The organism is Bacillus sp. AR8-1 (assembly GCF_008042345.1).
Taxonomy (GTDB): domain Bacteria; phylum Bacillota; class Bacilli; order Bacillales; family Bacillaceae_G; genus Bacillus_A; species Bacillus_A cereus.
This window is the reverse complement of the sequence record NZ_QNUB01000052.1, coordinates 25246-42861: the sequence shown is the minus strand read 5'-3', so window position 1 is coordinate 42861 and position 17616 is coordinate 25246. Positions and strand designations below refer to the sequence as shown.

Genomic DNA, 17616 nt, shown 5'->3' with positions numbered 1-17616 from the left:
GCTTTTCTTATTAAGTTAAATCACGTTTTAAAAACACAGTATATGAAATACATAAAAATACGAACAAATAAAGTAGTAACATACATGATGCAAACGGGAATGTTACTCCATCAATAAAACTTCCATTCTTTGAAATACTATATAAATCTGTGTTTGCTGGCAATAAATATTTCGCCCAGTTATATCTAGTGGCTGCTAATAACGCAATATTGCCTGATAAAGCAAGGAATAGTGAAATACCAATTGCACCTCCACTAGATCTCGTTAACACAGAAATCATAAATGCAAACGATGCATACACAACCGTTGGTAACCACGATAAAACATAATATTTACTTGCTTCCACAAAAATATTTTGTTTTATTATATTTCCATCTTGGAAAATAAACTCACTCCATGCAGGCTGTTGGAATTTATAAATAACAAGTCCACATAAAGCGGAGAAAATCATATTAAATATAAACAATAAAGCTGCAAATATAACGATTGCTAAAAACTTTGCTGTTAAAATTTTAAATCGACTCGCCGGACGGATTGTTAAAAATTTATATGTTCCCCAGCTATATTCATTCGCAAAAATTGTACTTGCATACACGAGGATAAATGGGAGCAAAATTGGAAATACGATAAAACCTGTATCTCTCATGAAAGAAAGTGGAGAACTGCTTGCCGGTGCTGTATCCGTATCTAAATACTTCATCTTAAGCTGGTATTCTTTTACAAGCTCATCCCCTGATTTTTCTGCTAAAATAGCCTCTTTTTTCATGCCAAGCTTTTTCTCAATTTCTACAGTACGTTCTGTATAATCTACTTTCCATCCTTTTGTTTCCGGTTCAAAATACTTTACCGTAACCCACCCTAATCCGATTATTAATACTGCAATAACCGCAAATGGAATAATCGTTCGCTTCCGCTTAAATATTTTATACAGTTCGTTATATACTAAATTAAACAATATCTTTTCCCCCTGTTAATTCTAAAAATTGCTCTTCTAACGTTTTTCTTTCTTCATATACACGATACACTTGAATATTTTTCTCAAGCAATGTACGAATAACATTTGGGATTTCTTCATCTTTTACGTTAATAATTAATTCATTATCCTTTACTAAAACATCATGCCCTAACATTTCCGCTGCTTTATTCGCATCATCTACACGTATACGGATCGTCTCCATCTCTTCACTTTGACTATGCTGAATATTTTGCGTAGCCACATATTCCCCGTGCTGAATAATGATAACTCTGTCACACATTAATTCAACTTCTGAAAGTAAGTGACTTGATACAAGTACAGCTTTTCCTTGTTCATGTGCAATTTTTTTTATATACATTCTCATTTCATGTATTCCACTAGGGTCTAATCCATTCGTCGGTTCATCTAGTACCAACACATCCGGATCGTGAATAAGCGCCTGAGCGATTCCTAAACGTTGTCTCATGCCGAGTGAATATGCCTTTACTTTACGATTAATTACTTGTCCCATTCCTAACAATTTCACTACTTCATCGATACGCTCTTCGGTCACATTACCATTCATTCGTCCGAAATATGTTAAATTTTCATACCCGCTCAAAAAAGGATAAAATTCGGGTGTCTCAATTACCGCCCCAATTTTCGCAGCGGTTTTTTCAAATTGCTGTTTCACAGATTGACCATCAATCCATACTTCACCTTCTGTCATACGGATCATACCAACCATCATTCTCATTAAAGTCGTTTTTCCAGCACCGTTTGGTCCGAGTAAACCGACAACCTCGCCTTTTTTCACTTCAAAACTAATATTTTGTACAAGTGTCTTTGAGCCGATTCGCTTCGTTAACCGATCGACTTTTACAATTGATTGTTCATTTGTCATTCTATACAACCTTTCCTTCCCATTCTTTGTCAGGTCTTTTCACTGTAACATGATTATTTTTACGTGTAAAATAGAAAAAAGCATGATTTCTCATGCCCTTTCTTTAAACCGCAACGAATTTTCATCTTTTAAACTTCGAACAAATCGATAACATTGCATCATCGATATTAAAACGACAGTCATCATAATTACACTAATAATTACAACTGCATATATTGTAATTGGCGCACTATTTACTCCTTGTATCCCTGCGATTTTCATAAAGATAACCGTAAATAATTTTAAAAATAACATCCCATTAACTAATCCAAAAACAAACGCTGCTCCATAAATGAATAATTGCTCCTGACATAATAAACATAGTACTTCTTTTCTTTTTATATTTTCTGCTACATAAGATGTAAACTCCTCTCTCCTCACTAGCAAAAGGGAGTACATCATTTTATATGTAGTAAAAATACATATGAAAATTAGTACAATAAACAGTGTGTAAAAATACATTTGAAATACAAATGCATCCCCTACTTTCAAAATAGCTCCTTCATTAAATTGTAACGATATCATAAAAAACAAAATCATAGTACTCATAGCAATCCACATAAATTGCTTCATCCTTTTGGTAGCAAATGTTCTAATATTTTTTCTCGCTAACCGACATAAAGACATAAAATTCTTCCCCTACCTTATTACATACGCATTCTATACTACTAGTGTATAAAAATATGACATTTTAAACATCGCACTACAATCGGAATTTCTTCTAAGTCTTTAGTCCTAGAAAACGAAATGATAAAAAATCACATTTAGAATATAATTGTAAAAAGGAGGAAATTGCATGCGTATAAAATTACTATCAATCTTGTGTTTATTATTACTCACAAGTTGTAGCCAAATAAAAAACAATGAAGTTGCCATTGTTGAGCCATACAAATTAACAAAAGAGCAAGCTTCTATTTTACAAATGACTCCTTTTCAAGAAGGAAATAGCATGTTTTATAACGTTACTCTTAAAAATGATAAAGATGAAATAAATGCTACAATTGATTATTATAACAATGGTAAAAAAACAAAAGAAATTGCTAATATAGCTACCTCACATTTTTCAAAAAAGAAAGTAAAGCTTTCTTTTTTACCACCACATTTCCAATTCGATAAAGATATACAAGAAAAAAGGCAGTGGTATCTGAATATTGAAGGTGGTTCAACACTTGTTCCTGAAGAAGCGCCACCAAGCGTAAATAGCTCTGCAACTACTACAATCCAATCTATAAAAAATTTAAAATACAATCAAAAAACAACTTTAGCTGCTGTAATCCAAACCAGTAAAGAAACTGTAAGCGTTCCTACCATTGATGAAGAAACAGGTATTGATCTACTCTTAAAAGAAAATGAACACGTTTATCTATTTAGTATCGAGCTAAAAAAAGAACAATAAAGCGGAAATGCAACTTAAGTTGCATTTCCGCTTTATTGTTTAATAAGGTGTACTTTTATGGATTTGAATTAAATCCATATTCTGTTACTACTATTGCTCATCTTCTACTTCTATTCTTTTCTTCTCTCTTGCAATTTTTAAAAACTCTAGCAGCTCTGGATTACTATTCATTTTTTTGTAAGCCACTGACATTTCTGCAACAAAATTAGAATCATATAACTCTTTATATACAACTTCTGTTTTATATAACTTATTTGCCGACACGGGTATTACTGTAATTCCAATCCCTGCTGCTACAAGCCCCATAACTGTTTGATACTCTGTTGCTTCTTGTACAATACGCGGACTAAATCCAACTTCTCTGCAAAGAGATAAAATTGTATCATACAAAGCTGGCCATACTGGTCTCGTAATAAATACAAACGGCTCATCTCGTAAATCTTCTATATGTATTTCATCTTTCTCTGCAAGTGGATGTGCCTTTGGTAAACATAAGGTGCAAGATAACCTTTGAATTGGCTCTAATTCTAATAATTGTGTTGGAATTGGTGGACGTAAAAAGCCAATATCGATACGGTTATCATGAAGTGCATGAACTTGATCTGGTGTTGACAATTCATGTAATGCAACAGACACTCTCGGAAATTTCTTTCTATATTCCCTAACAATTGATGGTAAAATATCATATATCGCCGCACCTACAAAACCAATTGAAAGTGATCCTACTTCTCCCCTTTGCGCACTTTGTGCAACTTCTACTGCTTTTTCAATTTGTTCAAACGCCTTTTTTACTTCTTTTAAAAACATTTCTCCTGCTTCTGTTAGTTCAACCTTTCTTTTCGTTCTTGAAAATAATGTAACTCCCATTTCTTTTTCTAATTGCTGTATTTGTTGACTAAGTGGTGGTTGTGTCATTTGTAAACGAGCAGCCGCCCGTCCAAAGTGTAACTCTTCTGCCACAACAACAAAATATTGCAAATGCCGTAATTCCATTTTTGGACACCCTTTTCACTTTCGATTAATATGTCTAATATATTAATAACATATAATTTATATATTAGACAAATATTTTGAATGAACGTATAGTAGAAATTGTTAATTCTTTTTTACAATTTTTATGTAAAAAAAGAAAGAGGTGGTTACTGTATGAAATGGTGGAAGTTAAGCGGACAAATTTTATTACTATTTTGTTTCGCTTGGACAGGTGAATGGATTGCAAAACAGGCACACCTCCCAGTTCCAGGAAGTATAATCGGTATTTTTTTATTATTAATTTCATTAAAATTTAACCTAGTTAAAAAAGAATGGATACAGGACGGAGCAGATTTTTTATTAAAAGAACTTATTTTATTTTTCATCCCTTCTGCAGTCGCTGTCATACGTTACAGAGATACACTAACACAATATGGAATCGATCTCATTTTAATTATTATGATTAGCACTCTTTGCGTTACCTTAGTTACAGGACTTTTAACAGAATTGCTACTAAAGCGGAAAGGATCAACGCAATGATCGGATTTCTTTGTTTACTATTAACACTATTCACATATTGGATATCAAAAAAAATGTATCAACGCTGGAATTGGAGTCTACTTTCTCCTCTTCTCGTATGTCCCATTATTTTAATTGCTTTATTGCTCGGATTAGATACGCCTTATGAAACATATGAATCTGGTGGTCACTGGTTAACTGAATTATTAAAACCCGCAACAGTTGCTTTTGCATGGCCAATCTATAAATACTTTGATTTATTAAAGAAACATGGAATGGCTATCTTACTTAATGTCATTGTCGGTTCGTTTTTATCAGTCATTACTTCAGCACTACTAGCAAATTATTTTCAAATTGATTCATCACTAGAACATAGTTTAGCGCCACATATCGTAACAACACCAATCGCAATGGCTATTTCAGAAATGATTGGTGGTATGTCACAATTAACTGCTGTATTTGTCGTTTTAACTGCCTTAACAGGAGCATTGCTCGGCCCTTCTCTCATACGTATTTGCCGTATTAAAACAGCAATTGCAAAAGGTATTATGTTAGGAACGAGCGCAAACGGAACCGGTACATCAAAAGCATTCGAAATCGGTCCTGTGGAAGGAACAATTGCAAGTTTATCCATGCTTTTAACAGCAGGTGCTAGTTTAGTTATCGTTCCGCTTTTCTTGTCTTGGATACATTAAAGAAGCAAGCATTTACATACTTGCTTCTTTATTTATATATTGGCACAGCAATTCATAATCCTCTGGAAAAGCTAAACACAATTGTTCAACTTCATATATCCCTTTCCAAGCAATTTCATGTATTAACTCATCAGGATCTTGGATTTTCATATTACCGCCTATTTGTTTAACAAAATAATAATGGACATACACTGGAATTCCGTATGTAATACCCTCTTTTTCATATATTTTATTTACAACTTCCACATTGTAACCTGTTTCTTCCCAAACTTCCCTAATACAACATTCTTCTAGTGTCTCTCCCTTTTCAAGTCCTCCACTTGGGACAGACCACCTTTTTTCTTCTCCCTCTTTGCCCTGCAATACCATTAAAACTTCATTTTTTTCATTTACACATACCGCTGCACTACCTATCCATCTCTCCATAAACATCCCTCCCCTACTAAAATTCGCCTTCTTTATTATTTTCCCCTTGAAAAAAAGAGGAAAATAATAAAACAATGACGAAAAGTTACATCAACTTCATAGACAATCCCTTCTTAGAAATTAAAACTGGAAGGATGAAAATATGATTTCTAATTATGTTGTGGAATGTGTCTTTTGTGAAGAAAATCGAAAACCTCGCCAAGCTATTGTCACAGTTCCCGCCACTACTCAGCTACTAGCCCTTGAAAAAGTGCGCGCGGAATGCAAACGTCGCTTCGGAAAAACTGTATTATTGCAAACAGAAATTAAAGAAGAAATAAATTTCGAACAAAAAGAAAGCTGACCATAAATTGGTCAGCTTTCATATCCGATCATATTTTCACATGAAGATTAGGGGCATCCTCTTTAAGGATCGGGATTTTCCCATTATGTACGTTCCATAATGGTCATCGAACAATATATTTCTATGCAATTAACTATTGAATAGAATAGGGCAAAACTTGTTCGCATTTTTAGAAAAGGGATAGGGATATAATTCAAGTAGTACTTCGAATACTCGAACTTTACACTCATAATATTAAAACAAATCCTTTTATATGGGAAATATGAATTACCTATATAATTCATTCGTAAAATATATTAATAGTTTGCTATATTAATTTTATCCCGCTATTTGTAAGCAGTAACCCCCTACTGATTATAATTTCACTTTATTCCATCAATAGCATACAACCAGCTAAAACCGGTGTCATAATCATCGAAAACCTCAAAAGCGTTCGCGGTGCATAATTTGTAAACTTCGCGCCAATGTATGCCCCTAACATGGTCCCAATCAATACTTGTAATAACAATATATAATCTAAATATCCTTCCGAACTATATCCTATCCCGCCTCCAATTGCAATCGGTAATATAACAAGCATTGTTGTCCCTACAGATTGCTGAATCGTAAGTCCCAATAGAACCATTAATCCAAGTTGAATAAACGGTGCAGAACCAATCCCAAATGAACCAGCCATCATTCCAGTAACTAATCCAAGGCATACACATTTCAACAAGTAGTTCACAGAAAACTCTTTATGTTTATATAAAGACGACTTTTCTTTGTTTTGGAACATAATTAATTTAATAAACATAAAAATTGCCGATAAAAATAACATCCCAGCTGTAAACCAATGAAGAAGATGTGCTGGTATAAGTGAACCAAATTTAGAACCAATATAAGAGCCAATTGCGCCAAATCCCCCAACAATCCCGCCTATAATAAGTGCAACATTGCCTTCACGGTAATGACTTACAACACCTGATAATGTCGTAAATGCCATTGCAGTTAAAGATGTTGCAAGAGCAACATGAATAGGAATTTGGAATACTAAAGTGAGTATCGCGATAATAAACCCAGCTCCTCCAGCTCCAACAAATCCTAATAAAATACCCATTACTAACATTGTTATAATTATTGCCACAGACTTTCCCTCCAGTAACACAATTATCCATCATATTTATCCTTACATACAAATAAAAAGCATCCTAGATGGATGCTTTTTATTTCAATGATATGTACTTAATCTTGATTAATCAAAATAACTGCTGGACCAGCGACCACCACTCCAGCTACTTCTATCTTTTCAAATTCCTTTACTGTAATAGAGATAACTCCTTCTCTTTCCATCAATTCTTTACTCAGGACATCAGTCGGGATTGCTTTCACCGTCTTACCTCCTTTTCATTTATACAATATGATAAAGTGAAACTTTAATGAGTGGGGTTTTTGTCCGTACTTATTAATTATTACCCCTCACCAATCGGACTAATAATCACCCAATGCATCTATATATATGCATCACCTCCGCTTTCATTCCTTATTCCACTCAAAAACCTTCTCCCCCTTCCGTGACATATTGAAAAATAAAAAAGAAGCTATAACATATAGCTTCCCTCTACGTTTCTTTAATCTTTATGCACCGTATATTCCATGACTTTTCCATCTCTATCAAATTGTAAAACAAGCTGTTCGCTATCTATTGGAATAAAGCCACGTTCAGTCCCAAGATAATACAAAGTGGTAACTCCTTCTTCCCCACTTCTCGTTTCCGTTGGAGCTCCTAACAATTGGATAATTTCTTCATTTGATTTCCCTATTAATTTATATTTTTGTAATAGATCATCTACCATATGTACCCGCTTATCTGCATGATTTAACCATCTATTTTGATTAAACTTTGATGTATATTCATTTACACTTAGTTGTACAGTGCACACTATTAATGGTATGAGTGCTACTATTAAAACCCCCAACATTTGCTTCTTTTCTTCATTACGATTTTTAGAAACATATAAAATAGCCCTTTGAATCATGACTAATAAAACAAATGGTATGAATACTACAAAAATGCTCCTTACACTTAAGGGTATATGGACCATATCAATGACGAATATAAATACAATGTACATTACTATATACAAACAAAAATAGACATACAAAATGCCACGTAGCATAGCGTTCAGAAAGATCTCCCCTTTTAACTCACTATATAATTCATCCGGCTAATCATTTCTCGAATCTGTTCTAATTCTTGCACTGTATATACTACTTTCCCTGCTAAGATTTCATTTCTGAAGAACGTTACAATTTGCTCCCGATCTTTTAATCTAGGTGTTTCCTCACTAGAAAGATCTATTATTTCTTTTCCATTTTCATTATAAAAATATACAACTGGTTTTACCTTTTCTTTTATACTATTAGCCTGCATTTCTTTCAAACAATTGTATAAAATTTGAGATAGTTTCTTCGCCTTATATACTGGATTTCCTTCATTTTTCACTTGCATAGTTGACGAATCTTTACCTACTATATATTCAAACGTCTCTTCTTTTTCAACTTCTTGTTGATACTTACCCATTTCATCAATCATAAATGAATATATACCAGCATTTTCTTTCGTTAAACCATGAATTAATTTCTCTTCCCATTCTTTCGTCTCAAGTAGATAAATACCAGTTTTGCACAAGATGAGATGATGGATTCGATTATCGTTTATTTCACTATTATTTTTAATAAAAACATTCGGCATGATTTCAATTTCAGCATCTAATATGATGCCTTGCTCTATGAATCCTCGCTTCATATAATGTAATGTTTCATACGTATTCATTTCAGCGCCGTTTTTAGTATATTCTCGTAAATTTGCAATTAATTTTTGAAACATATGTATTTCGTTATTATGTTTATTTTGTATTTCACTACGTTCTTTACTATGTTGCATAGCTAATTGATTTTTCATCATACGCATATTTTCAATTTCTCTATTTGCACTTACTTGTAAATCATTGTATTTTTTCTGTTCCATATTTTTTAAATTATTTTGTTGTTCTTTATGCTCTATCACCGTAGCTGCAATTTCGTTTTCATACGTTTCAATTGCTTGTTTCTTTTCAAATTCTACTTGCTGACTCTCTGATTCTAACTGTTTATTTTTATAAAACAGCACAAATACTACAGCTAATAATATTAAAACCGCACCTATTAGCACATAATTCATATTTTTACCCCTTTATTTCATTTTCTATTATTTTTTAAAATATATCTACTATAGTATACTATGGTTTCGATATAGACTTTGTAAAAGTTGTATATTTTTAATAAAGTGAAACTTTAATCAGTGGGGGTTTTGTTCCTTCCCCACTGATTATTAGTTGAACCAATCGGGCGTTTACTGGCAATTGATCCCCCCTAACTTCTTTGCTTCCGCTGAATTTTGAGGTGGGGGTCTTACCGCCAGTTAATGCGGGATAAAAGGCACCTCTGACGGGGCACCTTTTATTTTCACTCTATTGTACACCATACTGAATATAACTTGGATCGTAGTATATCCATTGATTTGTCCCTAAGCAAAGCCATCCATCTTGCTTACTCCATACTCGATACGATTCACCATGATGTAACTGTCTTATAACATTTCCTTTTAATGATGGAGCGTCACGTAAATTTACATTATCACCAGTAATAGTCGCCACATAATGTTTATACTGAATATAACTCGGATCATTATATACCCACTGATTTGTCCCTAAACAAAGCCATCCATCTTGTTCTCCCCAAACTTCATATGTTTCGCCACGATTCAATTGGCGAATTATACTAGACTGCAAAGATGGTCCACTTCTCAAATTCACATTATCTCCATTAATTATAGCAACCCCGTACACTGGAGTTGCATTATTAGGCGGAGAAACATTCCCTCCACCACTTGCTCCATTCCCTTGTAAAGCTTCTAGTGAAACTGCAGCTGATACATCACAATTTCCTACACCTGAAATTTGTCCAGAATCTGTGTACTGCCATGCTGTCCACGCTGTCCATCCACCAGCATCAGCAGGCGGTGTACTCGAGTATTTAGCAATCCAAAGTGGAATATCACTTAATCCGCTAATTCCGAACTCATTAATATACCAAACTCCTGTATATAACATTACATCTTTTCCAGTAGCCTGTTTCACATAATTTATGAAGCTTCTTGCCCAATTCGATATAGCGCTACCAGTTAAATTACTATTACTCGGATCTTTTGGTGATTCTAAATCCAGAACTGGCATTAAGTCTGTCTGGTTACTTTGTAATATACTCACAAAATATTTCGCCTCTGAAATTGCATCATTTTGTTCTGGACGTGCAAAATGGTATGCACCAATTAATACATTCGCACTTCGGGCTGCTTGTACATTTTTAGTAAAAGTAGGATCAATGTAATTTACACCTTCTGTCGCTTTTGCATACGCTGCTGGAATTCCAGATGCCTTCACTGCATTCCAATCAATATTCCCTTCCCAATGAGACACATCAATAAACGTAACATTTGAACTCGATCTGTTTTGCATATAAAATCTCCTATCAATTTTTTTACTTCGTATACATACAATATGTACAAGTTTCATAAGAGGACACGACATTTATGCTATAGAAACAAAGAGTAAATATATTTTGTATACAAAATAAAAAAGACCTTGTATTTACAAGGCCTTTTGCAAACTCCCTTTATTTTGTAACAAGTACATATTATAATACAAACCTTGCTCACTTAGTAATTCTTGATGTGTTCCTCTTTCTACTATCTCTCCATCATGCATCACAAAAATTTGATCTGCATCTTGAATTGTAGATAACCTATGCGCAATGGCTATCGTCGTTCTACCTTTTCGCATTTGTTGCAACGCTGTTTGAATAGCCTCTTCTGTTTCTGTATCGATATTAGCTGTTGCTTCATCTAATACTAATACTTTCGGATTCGTTGCTATCGTTCTAGCAAAAGCAATTAATTGTCGTTGACCGCTTGAAAATGCTGCACCTCTTTCTACTACTTCTGTTTCATACTGCTCTGGTAACTTTTCAATAAACGTATTCGCTTGCACAAATCGAGCAGCTTCTTTTACTTCTTCATCCGTAATTTCTTCATTATACATACGAATATTTTGCTTTACATTTCCAGCAAATAAAAATGCATCTTGCAATACGAGTCCTATTTTCTTTCTAATTTCTCGTTCTTCAAATTTTTCTAAATCTACACCGTCTATTACAATATTTCCTGACTTAAGATTATAAAATCGCATTAACAAATTCATAATCGTACTTTTTCCGCTACCAGTATGCCCAACAAAAGCAACCGTTTGCCCTTGTTTCACGTGAAATGATACATTTTTTAAAACGTCACGCTTTCCATCATACGAAAAAGTAACATTTTTAAATTCAATATCTCCATCCACAACTTGAGGATTCTCATTGCCTTTTTGAACCGGTGCTAAATCTTTCTCGTCCATTAAATGAAATACACGTGATGACGAAACAAGTGCCTGTTGGAAAAAGGACAATTTCATCATCATCTCATTTACAGGTTGGAAGAAACGATGTATATAGTTAACAAAAGCATATAAAACGCCTACTTCAACAGGGCTCTTTAAAGCATCAATCCCAAATAAACCTAGTACTAAAGCAATAGCTACAATATGTACTAAATCCGTAGCTGGTCGTAAAAGTAATGCGTCTAACTTCAATGTACGTCGCCCTGCACTATAATGTTTATTATTCACTTCTTCAAACTCTTTTCTCATACGTTTTTCTTGTCTGAACACTTGAACAATATTCATTCCTTGTATGGACTCGTTCAATTTTGCATTTAACACGCTTAGTTGATTACGTACTTCTAAATAAAAAGCTGCACTTTTCCGGCGATATAATACCATAATCGCGAACATTATCGGAATTAATACGAGAGAAAATAACGCTAATTTTACATCTAATAAAAACATCGCTATTAAAATACCTACTAAAAAGACTACATTTTTCACAAATGTTGATAATACACTGACATAAAAATCTTTAATCGCTTCCGTATCATTCGTTATACGAGATACGAGCGTACCAATTGGCGTACGATCAAAGAAACTTAATGATAGCTTTTGAACATGTTCATATACTTCAACTCGCATATCTTGAACAATCTTAAAAGCAATGTTCTGAAAGTACAATAGATTTAAATACGTAAATAATACTTTTAATAAATGAGCAACTATGTAAATTACAAATAAAGTAACGAGTGCTGATCGTTCAAAATCCCGCGGTACTAGGTGTTCATCGAGGAATTGTTTAATTAAAAAAGGCCCCATCATTTCCGTTACTGTCGCACCAACTAAAAAGATAAATGCTAAAGATAGCAACCCTTTATATGGCTTCATATAAGAAAGCAATCTACTTAAATCACTTCGCTTCTTCTCTACCATCATACGCCTCCTTTCTCAACTAAAGCTTCTAATTGCTGACTTTCATACATTTCTTTATACCAGCCGTTTTCCTTCATTAATTCCTCATGTGTACCTCTTTGTACAATTCTACCTTCATCAACAACAAGAATAAGATTGGCATGCTGAATTGCACTTAATCGGTGTGCAGTAATAATCGTCGTTTTCCCTGCTCTTTCCCTCTTTAAGGCACTTAAAATTGTCTCTTCTGTTTTTGCATCTACCGCTGATAAACAATCATCCAAAATTAAAATTTCAGCATTTGTTAATAAAGCACGAGCAATAGAGATTCGCTGTTTTTGACCACCAGATAACGAAACGCCTCTTTCCCCTACTACTGTTTCATATCCTTCTGAAAATTGGAGGATATCATTATGAATACAAGCAATATCCGCAGCTTCGGTAATTTCATTATATGTAGCATCCGCCTTTCCAAAGGCAATATTCTCACCAATACTTGCTGAAAATAAAAAATGATCTTGCGGCACATATGAAATAGCAGAACGGACACCATGAAGTGTTAAATCTCGAATATCTCGCTCCCCAACTTTTAATTCACCATTAAAATGATCATACTCACGGATTAAACATTTTAATAAAGTCGTTTTCCCTGCACCTGTACGTCCTACAACTCCTAGTGTTTCGCCCTTCTTCAAATCAAAGTGAATATCGTTTAAATGTAACAGTTCATTTTTCTTATACGAAAATGAATCAACAGCAAACGAAACATTACCGCTCGCTATTGTATGTACAGCATTTTCTCTATTTACTACATCTGATTTTTGTGAAAGAATTTTTTCTACACGGTCATATGAAGCACGCCCACGCTCCATAATATTGAACAACCATCCAAACGCTAACATTGGCCAAACGAGGGTACCTAAATATGTCGTAAATGTAACGAGATCACCTACTGTTAATTCACCTCTTACAACTAATACCGATCCGTAACATACTGCAATTAAAAAAGAAAATCCAACGATAAGAGCGATTGTCGGATCAAATAACGAATCAATACGTGCAACTAACACATTTTTATGCACAACATCTTCTGATTTTTTTCGAAACGCCTGCAAATCTTCTTTCTCTTGCCCAAGCGATCGAATCACTTTCATTCCACTCATACTCTCTTGCACTTTATCATTAATTTCCGAAAACGATTGCTGTGCTTTATGAAACCTTTTATGTAATAACGTTCCATAATAATTTGTCGAAATGGCTACAATCGGCATCGGAATTAAACTTAACAATGTTAACTTCCAACTAATTGTAAAACCCATCGCTACGAGTACACATCCCCCAACAGCTAATGAATCAACAAGCGTTAAAACACCCGCTCCAGCAGTTTGCTGGATCGCTTGAATATCATTGGTCGCATGTGCCATTAAATCACCTGTTCGATTTGACTGATAGAAAGATGGACTCATCTTTGTAAAATGTTCATATAAATTTTTTCGTAATTGGCGAGCTAATTTTAACGAAGACCCGAAAATCATAATACGCCATATGTAACGTAATATGTACATCGTAATACCTACAATTACTAATAGTACAACCAAATTTAGTAACTTATTGGTCGTCAATGTTCCATCATTAATTTCATCTACAACGATTCCAATTACTTTTGGTGCTACAAGTTCTAAAAGTGCAACGCCGAATAATAAAATAATTCCGGTTATGTATGCTCGTTTTTCTTGTTTAAAAAACCACGCTAAATTCATAAACACTTTCATTTTTTTCCTCCTCCCTTAAAATGAGCGATGTTTTCAGTTTATCAAAAATACAGAATTTTTAAAAGTTTTAAAAACTGTAACTAACAAAAAGAAAGACACTCTTAGCGAGTGTCTTTTAGCGCTTATTTCATTTGTTGCTTGTTCATTGCGCTCATCATTTGATTGATTTTCTTTTGGGAAGGTTTTTGTCCCATTTGCATCATCATCATTTTTAACATTTGTTCGTTAATTGGTGGATTTTTTTGTAAGTAATTCATCATGTATTTGCGGGCAATGAAAAATCCTAACGCCACGCCTGCTACTAGTGCTACTACGCCCACTAGAATACCTAACCAAATTGGCATATATTTTCCTCCTTCATGTTGTCTACCTTACAGTGTACTAAAACCTTTTCAATAAGACAAGATACAATTCGACATTTTTACACATATGTTCGTACTTGTTTTAGAGGATTCAGCCATCCGTACTTTGTATTTTCATAATCCATAGCTAAAAATGTTAATTCACACTTTCTTAACACCTCAAAGAAAGTCGTTTCCATAGAGACATTTCCAGAGGTATTCATACGAATATAGTGCGGTTTCACCATTATTTCACCGTACTCCGCTCCCGTATAAAGTGTATGTGTATGATGTGTTCTATCATATTTACCAAGAACGCGCAAAGCTTGTTCTAATTTATGATGAATTTTCATTACTTGCAATGGTTTTGTTATATACATCATTTGTTTATATAACACTTTTTTCTCCGAAAGGGACCCAGATTCTGAAAATCGAGCAAATAAATCAAAAAACAAATATTCACGACCAAAATAAGATTTCGCAATATCCTCTTGAATTAAATACAATTCATACGTTTTCATTTTTCCCCTCCCAATCTGGACAACCTTTTCTCTTCATTATATATAAGAAAATTTGCAATGATTGTCTGACTGCGGAGAGATAAAAAACTTTTTCTGTCGAAAAAACTCATTTACATAGAAAAATCTCTCCATGCCGGAGAGATTTTTCTGAAATCATTAAAGCATTTCTTTTACTTTACGAACAACGTTCTCTACAGTAAATCCATACTCTTCCATAATCTTCTCACCAGGAGCAGAAGCACCGAATGTATCGATACCTAACACATCTCCTTCAAGACCTACGTAACGGTGCCATCCGAATGTAGCACCCATTTCGATTGCGAAACGTTTTGTTACTGCTTTTGGTAATACAGATTCTTTGTACTCTGCAGTTTGAGCTTCAAAACGATCCATAGATGGCATGCTGACAACAGCTGCGTCAACACCGTCTGCTGCTAATGCTTTTTGAGCTTCAACAGCTAGGCTTACTTCAGATCCAGTTGCAAGTAAGATAACATCAGCCGTTTCTTTCTTGCTTGCAGAAACTACATATGCACCTTTTGCTACTTTTTCATACGTATCATCTTTTGCACCTTCTAATGTTGGAAGGTCTTGACGAGTTAATACTACAGCAGTTGGTTTGTTTGTAGATTCTAAAGCCAGTCTCCAAGCTGCAACAGATTCGTTACCATCAGCTGGACGGATAACAGAAACGTTCGGCATTGCACGAAGCGCTGCTAATTGCTCGACTGGTTCATGTGTTGGACCATCTTCACCAACAGCGATACTGTCATGTGTGAATACATACGTTACTGGCAATTGCATTAATGCTGCAAGGCGAATTGCTGGACGTAAGTAATCAGAGAATACGAAGAACGTACCACCGTAAGTTTTTAAACCGCCATGTAATGCAATACCGTTCATTGCTGCACCCATTGCGAACTCACGTACACCGTACCAAATGTTTTTACCGCTGTAATCATCTCTTGTAAAGTCTTTTTCGTTATTCATGTATGTTTTGTTAGAACCAGCAAGGTCAGCAGATCCACCGAAGAATGATGGTACAGACTCTGCAATTGCATTAATTACAGCACCAGAAGAATTACGAGTTGCTGCTTTTGATCCTAATTCATAAGTTGGTAAGTTTTGCTCCCAACCTTCTGGAAGTTGACCGTTCATTGCTGCTTGGAATTCGTTTGCTAATTCTGGGTATGCTTGTGCATATTCACCTAGCATAGTGTTCCACTCTGCTTGCGTAGTTTCACCAACATCTTGTACTGTTTTACGGAAGTTGTCGTATACCTCTTCTGCTACGTGGAAATCTTGCTCAGCAGTCCAAGCATATGCTTCTTTCGTTAATTTTGTTTCTTCTACACCAAGTGGAGAACCATGTGAAGCTGATTTTCCTGATTTGTTTGGAGAACCGAAACCAATTGTCGTTCTTACTTCAATTAGCGTTGGGCGTTTTTCGTCAGCTTTCGCTTCTTCAATTGCTTTCGCGATTGCTTCAATATCGTTTCCATCCTCAACACGGATTACTTGCCATCCGTATGCTTTGTAACGATCTTCTACACTTTCAGAGAATGAACGATTTAAATCGCCATCTAATGAAATATCGTTTGAATCATAAAGCACAACAAGGCGACCTAATTGTAAATGAGCAGCTAATGAAGATGCTTCAGCAGAAACGCCTTCCATTAAATCTCCATCACCACAAATAGCGTATGTATAATGATCTACTACATTATACGCATCACGGTTATATTTAGCAGCTAAATGTCTTTCAGCCATTGCCATACCTACAGCAGTTGCAATACCTTGTCCAAGTGGACCAGTCGTTGCATCTACACCAGCTGTATGACCGTACTCAGGATGTCCTGGAGTTTTGCTTCCCCATTGACGGAAGTTCTTTAAGTCATCCATTGTTACATCATAACCAGATAGGTGAAGTAGGCTGTATAATAACATTGAACCATGACCTGCAGATAATACGAAACGATCACGGTTAAACCACGTTGGGTTATTTGGATTGTGTTTCATAAATTGAGTCCATAATGTATAAGCCATTGGTGCTGCACCCATTGGCATTCCTGGGTGACCAGAGTTTGCTTTTTCAATCGCATCGATGGATAATGTGCGAATCGTGTTGATAGAAAGTTGTTCGATTGAATGTGACATGCTATTCTTCCCTTCGCTTATATTAGTAAACGTTTTATACATTTATATGATAGCTTCCCACGCAAGATTATACAACATGTATCGACAAATATGTTGATATTTTTTTGATTTTTTATAAAAAAATCAATGTTTCCGGGAATGTATGGGCATTCAATATGACATACTT

The 17616-nt window shown here is 34.7% G+C and carries 19 protein-coding genes; 4 read left to right on the top strand and 15 right to left on the bottom strand.

What is annotated here, in order from left to right; all coding sequences use genetic code 11:
- Positions 1–10: 10 nt before the first annotated feature.
- The 3 genes from DN400_RS25885 to DN400_RS25875 all read right to left on the bottom strand — a co-directional run bounded on the left by DN400_RS25885 (position 11) and on the right by DN400_RS25875 (position 2525).
- A complete protein-coding gene (locus DN400_RS25885; RefSeq protein WP_147802014.1) occupies positions 11–955 on the bottom strand; it encodes an ABC transporter permease in 945 nt (314 codons plus the stop codon).
- Positions 948–1859: an ABC transporter ATP-binding protein gene (locus tag DN400_RS25880; protein WP_000180626.1), complete on the bottom strand. Its 912-nt coding sequence runs from the start codon at positions 1857–1859 to the stop codon at positions 948–950. The genes DN400_RS25885 and DN400_RS25880 overlap by 8 nt, the downstream gene beginning before the upstream one ends.
- Positions 1860–1949: 90 nt before the next feature.
- Positions 1950–2525, bottom strand: a complete 576-nt coding sequence (locus DN400_RS25875) for an ABC transporter permease (protein WP_065229209.1) — start codon at positions 2523–2525, stop codon at positions 1950–1952.
- 169 nt (positions 2526–2694) lie between these two features.
- Here DN400_RS25875 and DN400_RS25870 point away from each other — a divergent pair, with 169 nt between their 5' ends.
- Positions 2695–3294 carry a hypothetical protein gene (locus DN400_RS25870; protein ID WP_023522779.1) on the top strand — a complete coding sequence of 200 codons (600 nt, stop codon included), beginning with the start codon at positions 2695–2697 and terminating at the stop codon, positions 3292–3294.
- Between the two features lie 90 nt (positions 3295–3384).
- On the opposite strand, the gene alsR is transcribed toward DN400_RS25870, so the two are convergent.
- Positions 3385–4287: an acetoin biosynthesis transcriptional regulator AlsR gene (gene alsR, locus DN400_RS25865; protein WP_000423235.1), complete on the bottom strand. Its 903-nt coding sequence runs from the start codon at positions 4285–4287 to the stop codon at positions 3385–3387.
- Between the two features lie 153 nt (positions 4288–4440).
- On the opposite strand from alsR, the gene DN400_RS25860 reads away from it, so the two are divergent.
- Positions 4441–4806, top strand: a complete 366-nt coding sequence (locus tag DN400_RS25860) for a CidA/LrgA family holin-like protein (protein ID WP_000872365.1) — start codon at positions 4441–4443, stop codon at positions 4804–4806.
- The gene (locus DN400_RS25855) at positions 4803–5480 is read left to right on the top strand and encodes an LrgB family protein (RefSeq protein WP_000578954.1); all 678 of its coding nucleotides are present in this window, start codon (positions 4803–4805) and stop codon (positions 5478–5480) included. Before DN400_RS25860 ends, DN400_RS25855 begins: the two co-directional genes overlap by 4 nt.
- A gap of 12 nt (positions 5481–5492) precedes the next feature.
- Here DN400_RS25855 and DN400_RS25850 read toward each other — a convergent pair whose 3' ends face one another.
- Positions 5493–5906 (bottom strand): NUDIX hydrolase, encoded by a 414-nt coding sequence (locus tag DN400_RS25850; RefSeq protein WP_000442974.1) that lies wholly within the window; start codon positions 5904–5906, stop codon positions 5493–5495.
- A gap of 142 nt (positions 5907–6048) precedes the next feature.
- Between DN400_RS25850 and DN400_RS25845 the strand changes: the two genes are divergently transcribed.
- The gene (locus tag DN400_RS25845; protein WP_065229210.1) at positions 6049–6249 is read left to right on the top strand and encodes a DUF3903 domain-containing protein; all 201 of its coding nucleotides are present in this window, start codon (positions 6049–6051) and stop codon (positions 6247–6249) included.
- A gap of 367 nt (positions 6250–6616) precedes the next feature.
- Here DN400_RS25845 and DN400_RS25840 read toward each other — a convergent pair whose 3' ends face one another.
- The 10 genes from DN400_RS25840 to tkt form a co-directional block, all read right to left on the bottom strand.
- Entirely contained in the window at positions 6617–7372 is a 756-nt protein-coding gene (locus tag DN400_RS25840; protein WP_000974667.1) for a sulfite exporter TauE/SafE family protein, read from the bottom strand.
- 98 nt (positions 7373–7470) lie between these two features.
- Positions 7471–7617 (bottom strand): BC1881 family protein, encoded by a 147-nt coding sequence (locus DN400_RS25835; protein WP_000644411.1) that lies wholly within the window; start codon positions 7615–7617, stop codon positions 7471–7473.
- 239 nt (positions 7618–7856) lie between these two features.
- Positions 7857–8405, bottom strand: a complete 549-nt coding sequence (locus DN400_RS25830; RefSeq protein WP_016080625.1) for a hypothetical protein — start codon at positions 8403–8405, stop codon at positions 7857–7859.
- Between the two features lie 23 nt (positions 8406–8428).
- Positions 8429–9448, bottom strand: coding sequence for an NERD domain-containing protein (locus DN400_RS25825; RefSeq protein ID WP_063548385.1), 1020 nt, complete (start codon positions 9446–9448; stop codon positions 8429–8431).
- 289 nt (positions 9449–9737) lie between these two features.
- On the bottom strand, positions 9738–10784 hold the full coding sequence (locus DN400_RS25820; RefSeq protein ID WP_001181401.1) for a GH25 family lysozyme: 1047 nt from the start codon (positions 10782–10784) through the stop codon (positions 9738–9740).
- A 132-nt stretch (positions 10785–10916) separates the two neighbouring features.
- Positions 10917–12680, bottom strand: a complete 1764-nt coding sequence (locus tag DN400_RS25815) for an ABC transporter ATP-binding protein (RefSeq protein WP_000229518.1) — start codon at positions 12678–12680, stop codon at positions 10917–10919.
- Complete coding sequence (locus DN400_RS25810; RefSeq protein ID WP_065229211.1) at positions 12680–14431, bottom strand: ABC transporter ATP-binding protein; 1752 nt, start codon at positions 14429–14431, stop codon at positions 12680–12682. The genes DN400_RS25815 and DN400_RS25810 overlap by 1 nt, the downstream gene beginning before the upstream one ends.
- A 122-nt stretch (positions 14432–14553) precedes the next feature.
- Complete coding sequence (locus tag DN400_RS25805) at positions 14554–14775, bottom strand: YneF family protein (protein WP_001123317.1); 222 nt, start codon at positions 14773–14775, stop codon at positions 14554–14556.
- 77 nt (positions 14776–14852) lie between these two features.
- Positions 14853–15293: a sporulation inhibitor of replication protein SirA gene (sirA, locus tag DN400_RS25800; RefSeq protein WP_000860652.1), complete on the bottom strand. Its 441-nt coding sequence runs from the start codon at positions 15291–15293 to the stop codon at positions 14853–14855.
- Positions 15294–15449: 156 nt separating this feature from the next.
- Complete coding sequence (gene tkt, locus DN400_RS25795) at positions 15450–17450, bottom strand: transketolase (protein WP_147802013.1); 2001 nt, start codon at positions 17448–17450, stop codon at positions 15450–15452.
- Between the last annotated feature and the right edge of the window lie 166 nt (positions 17451–17616).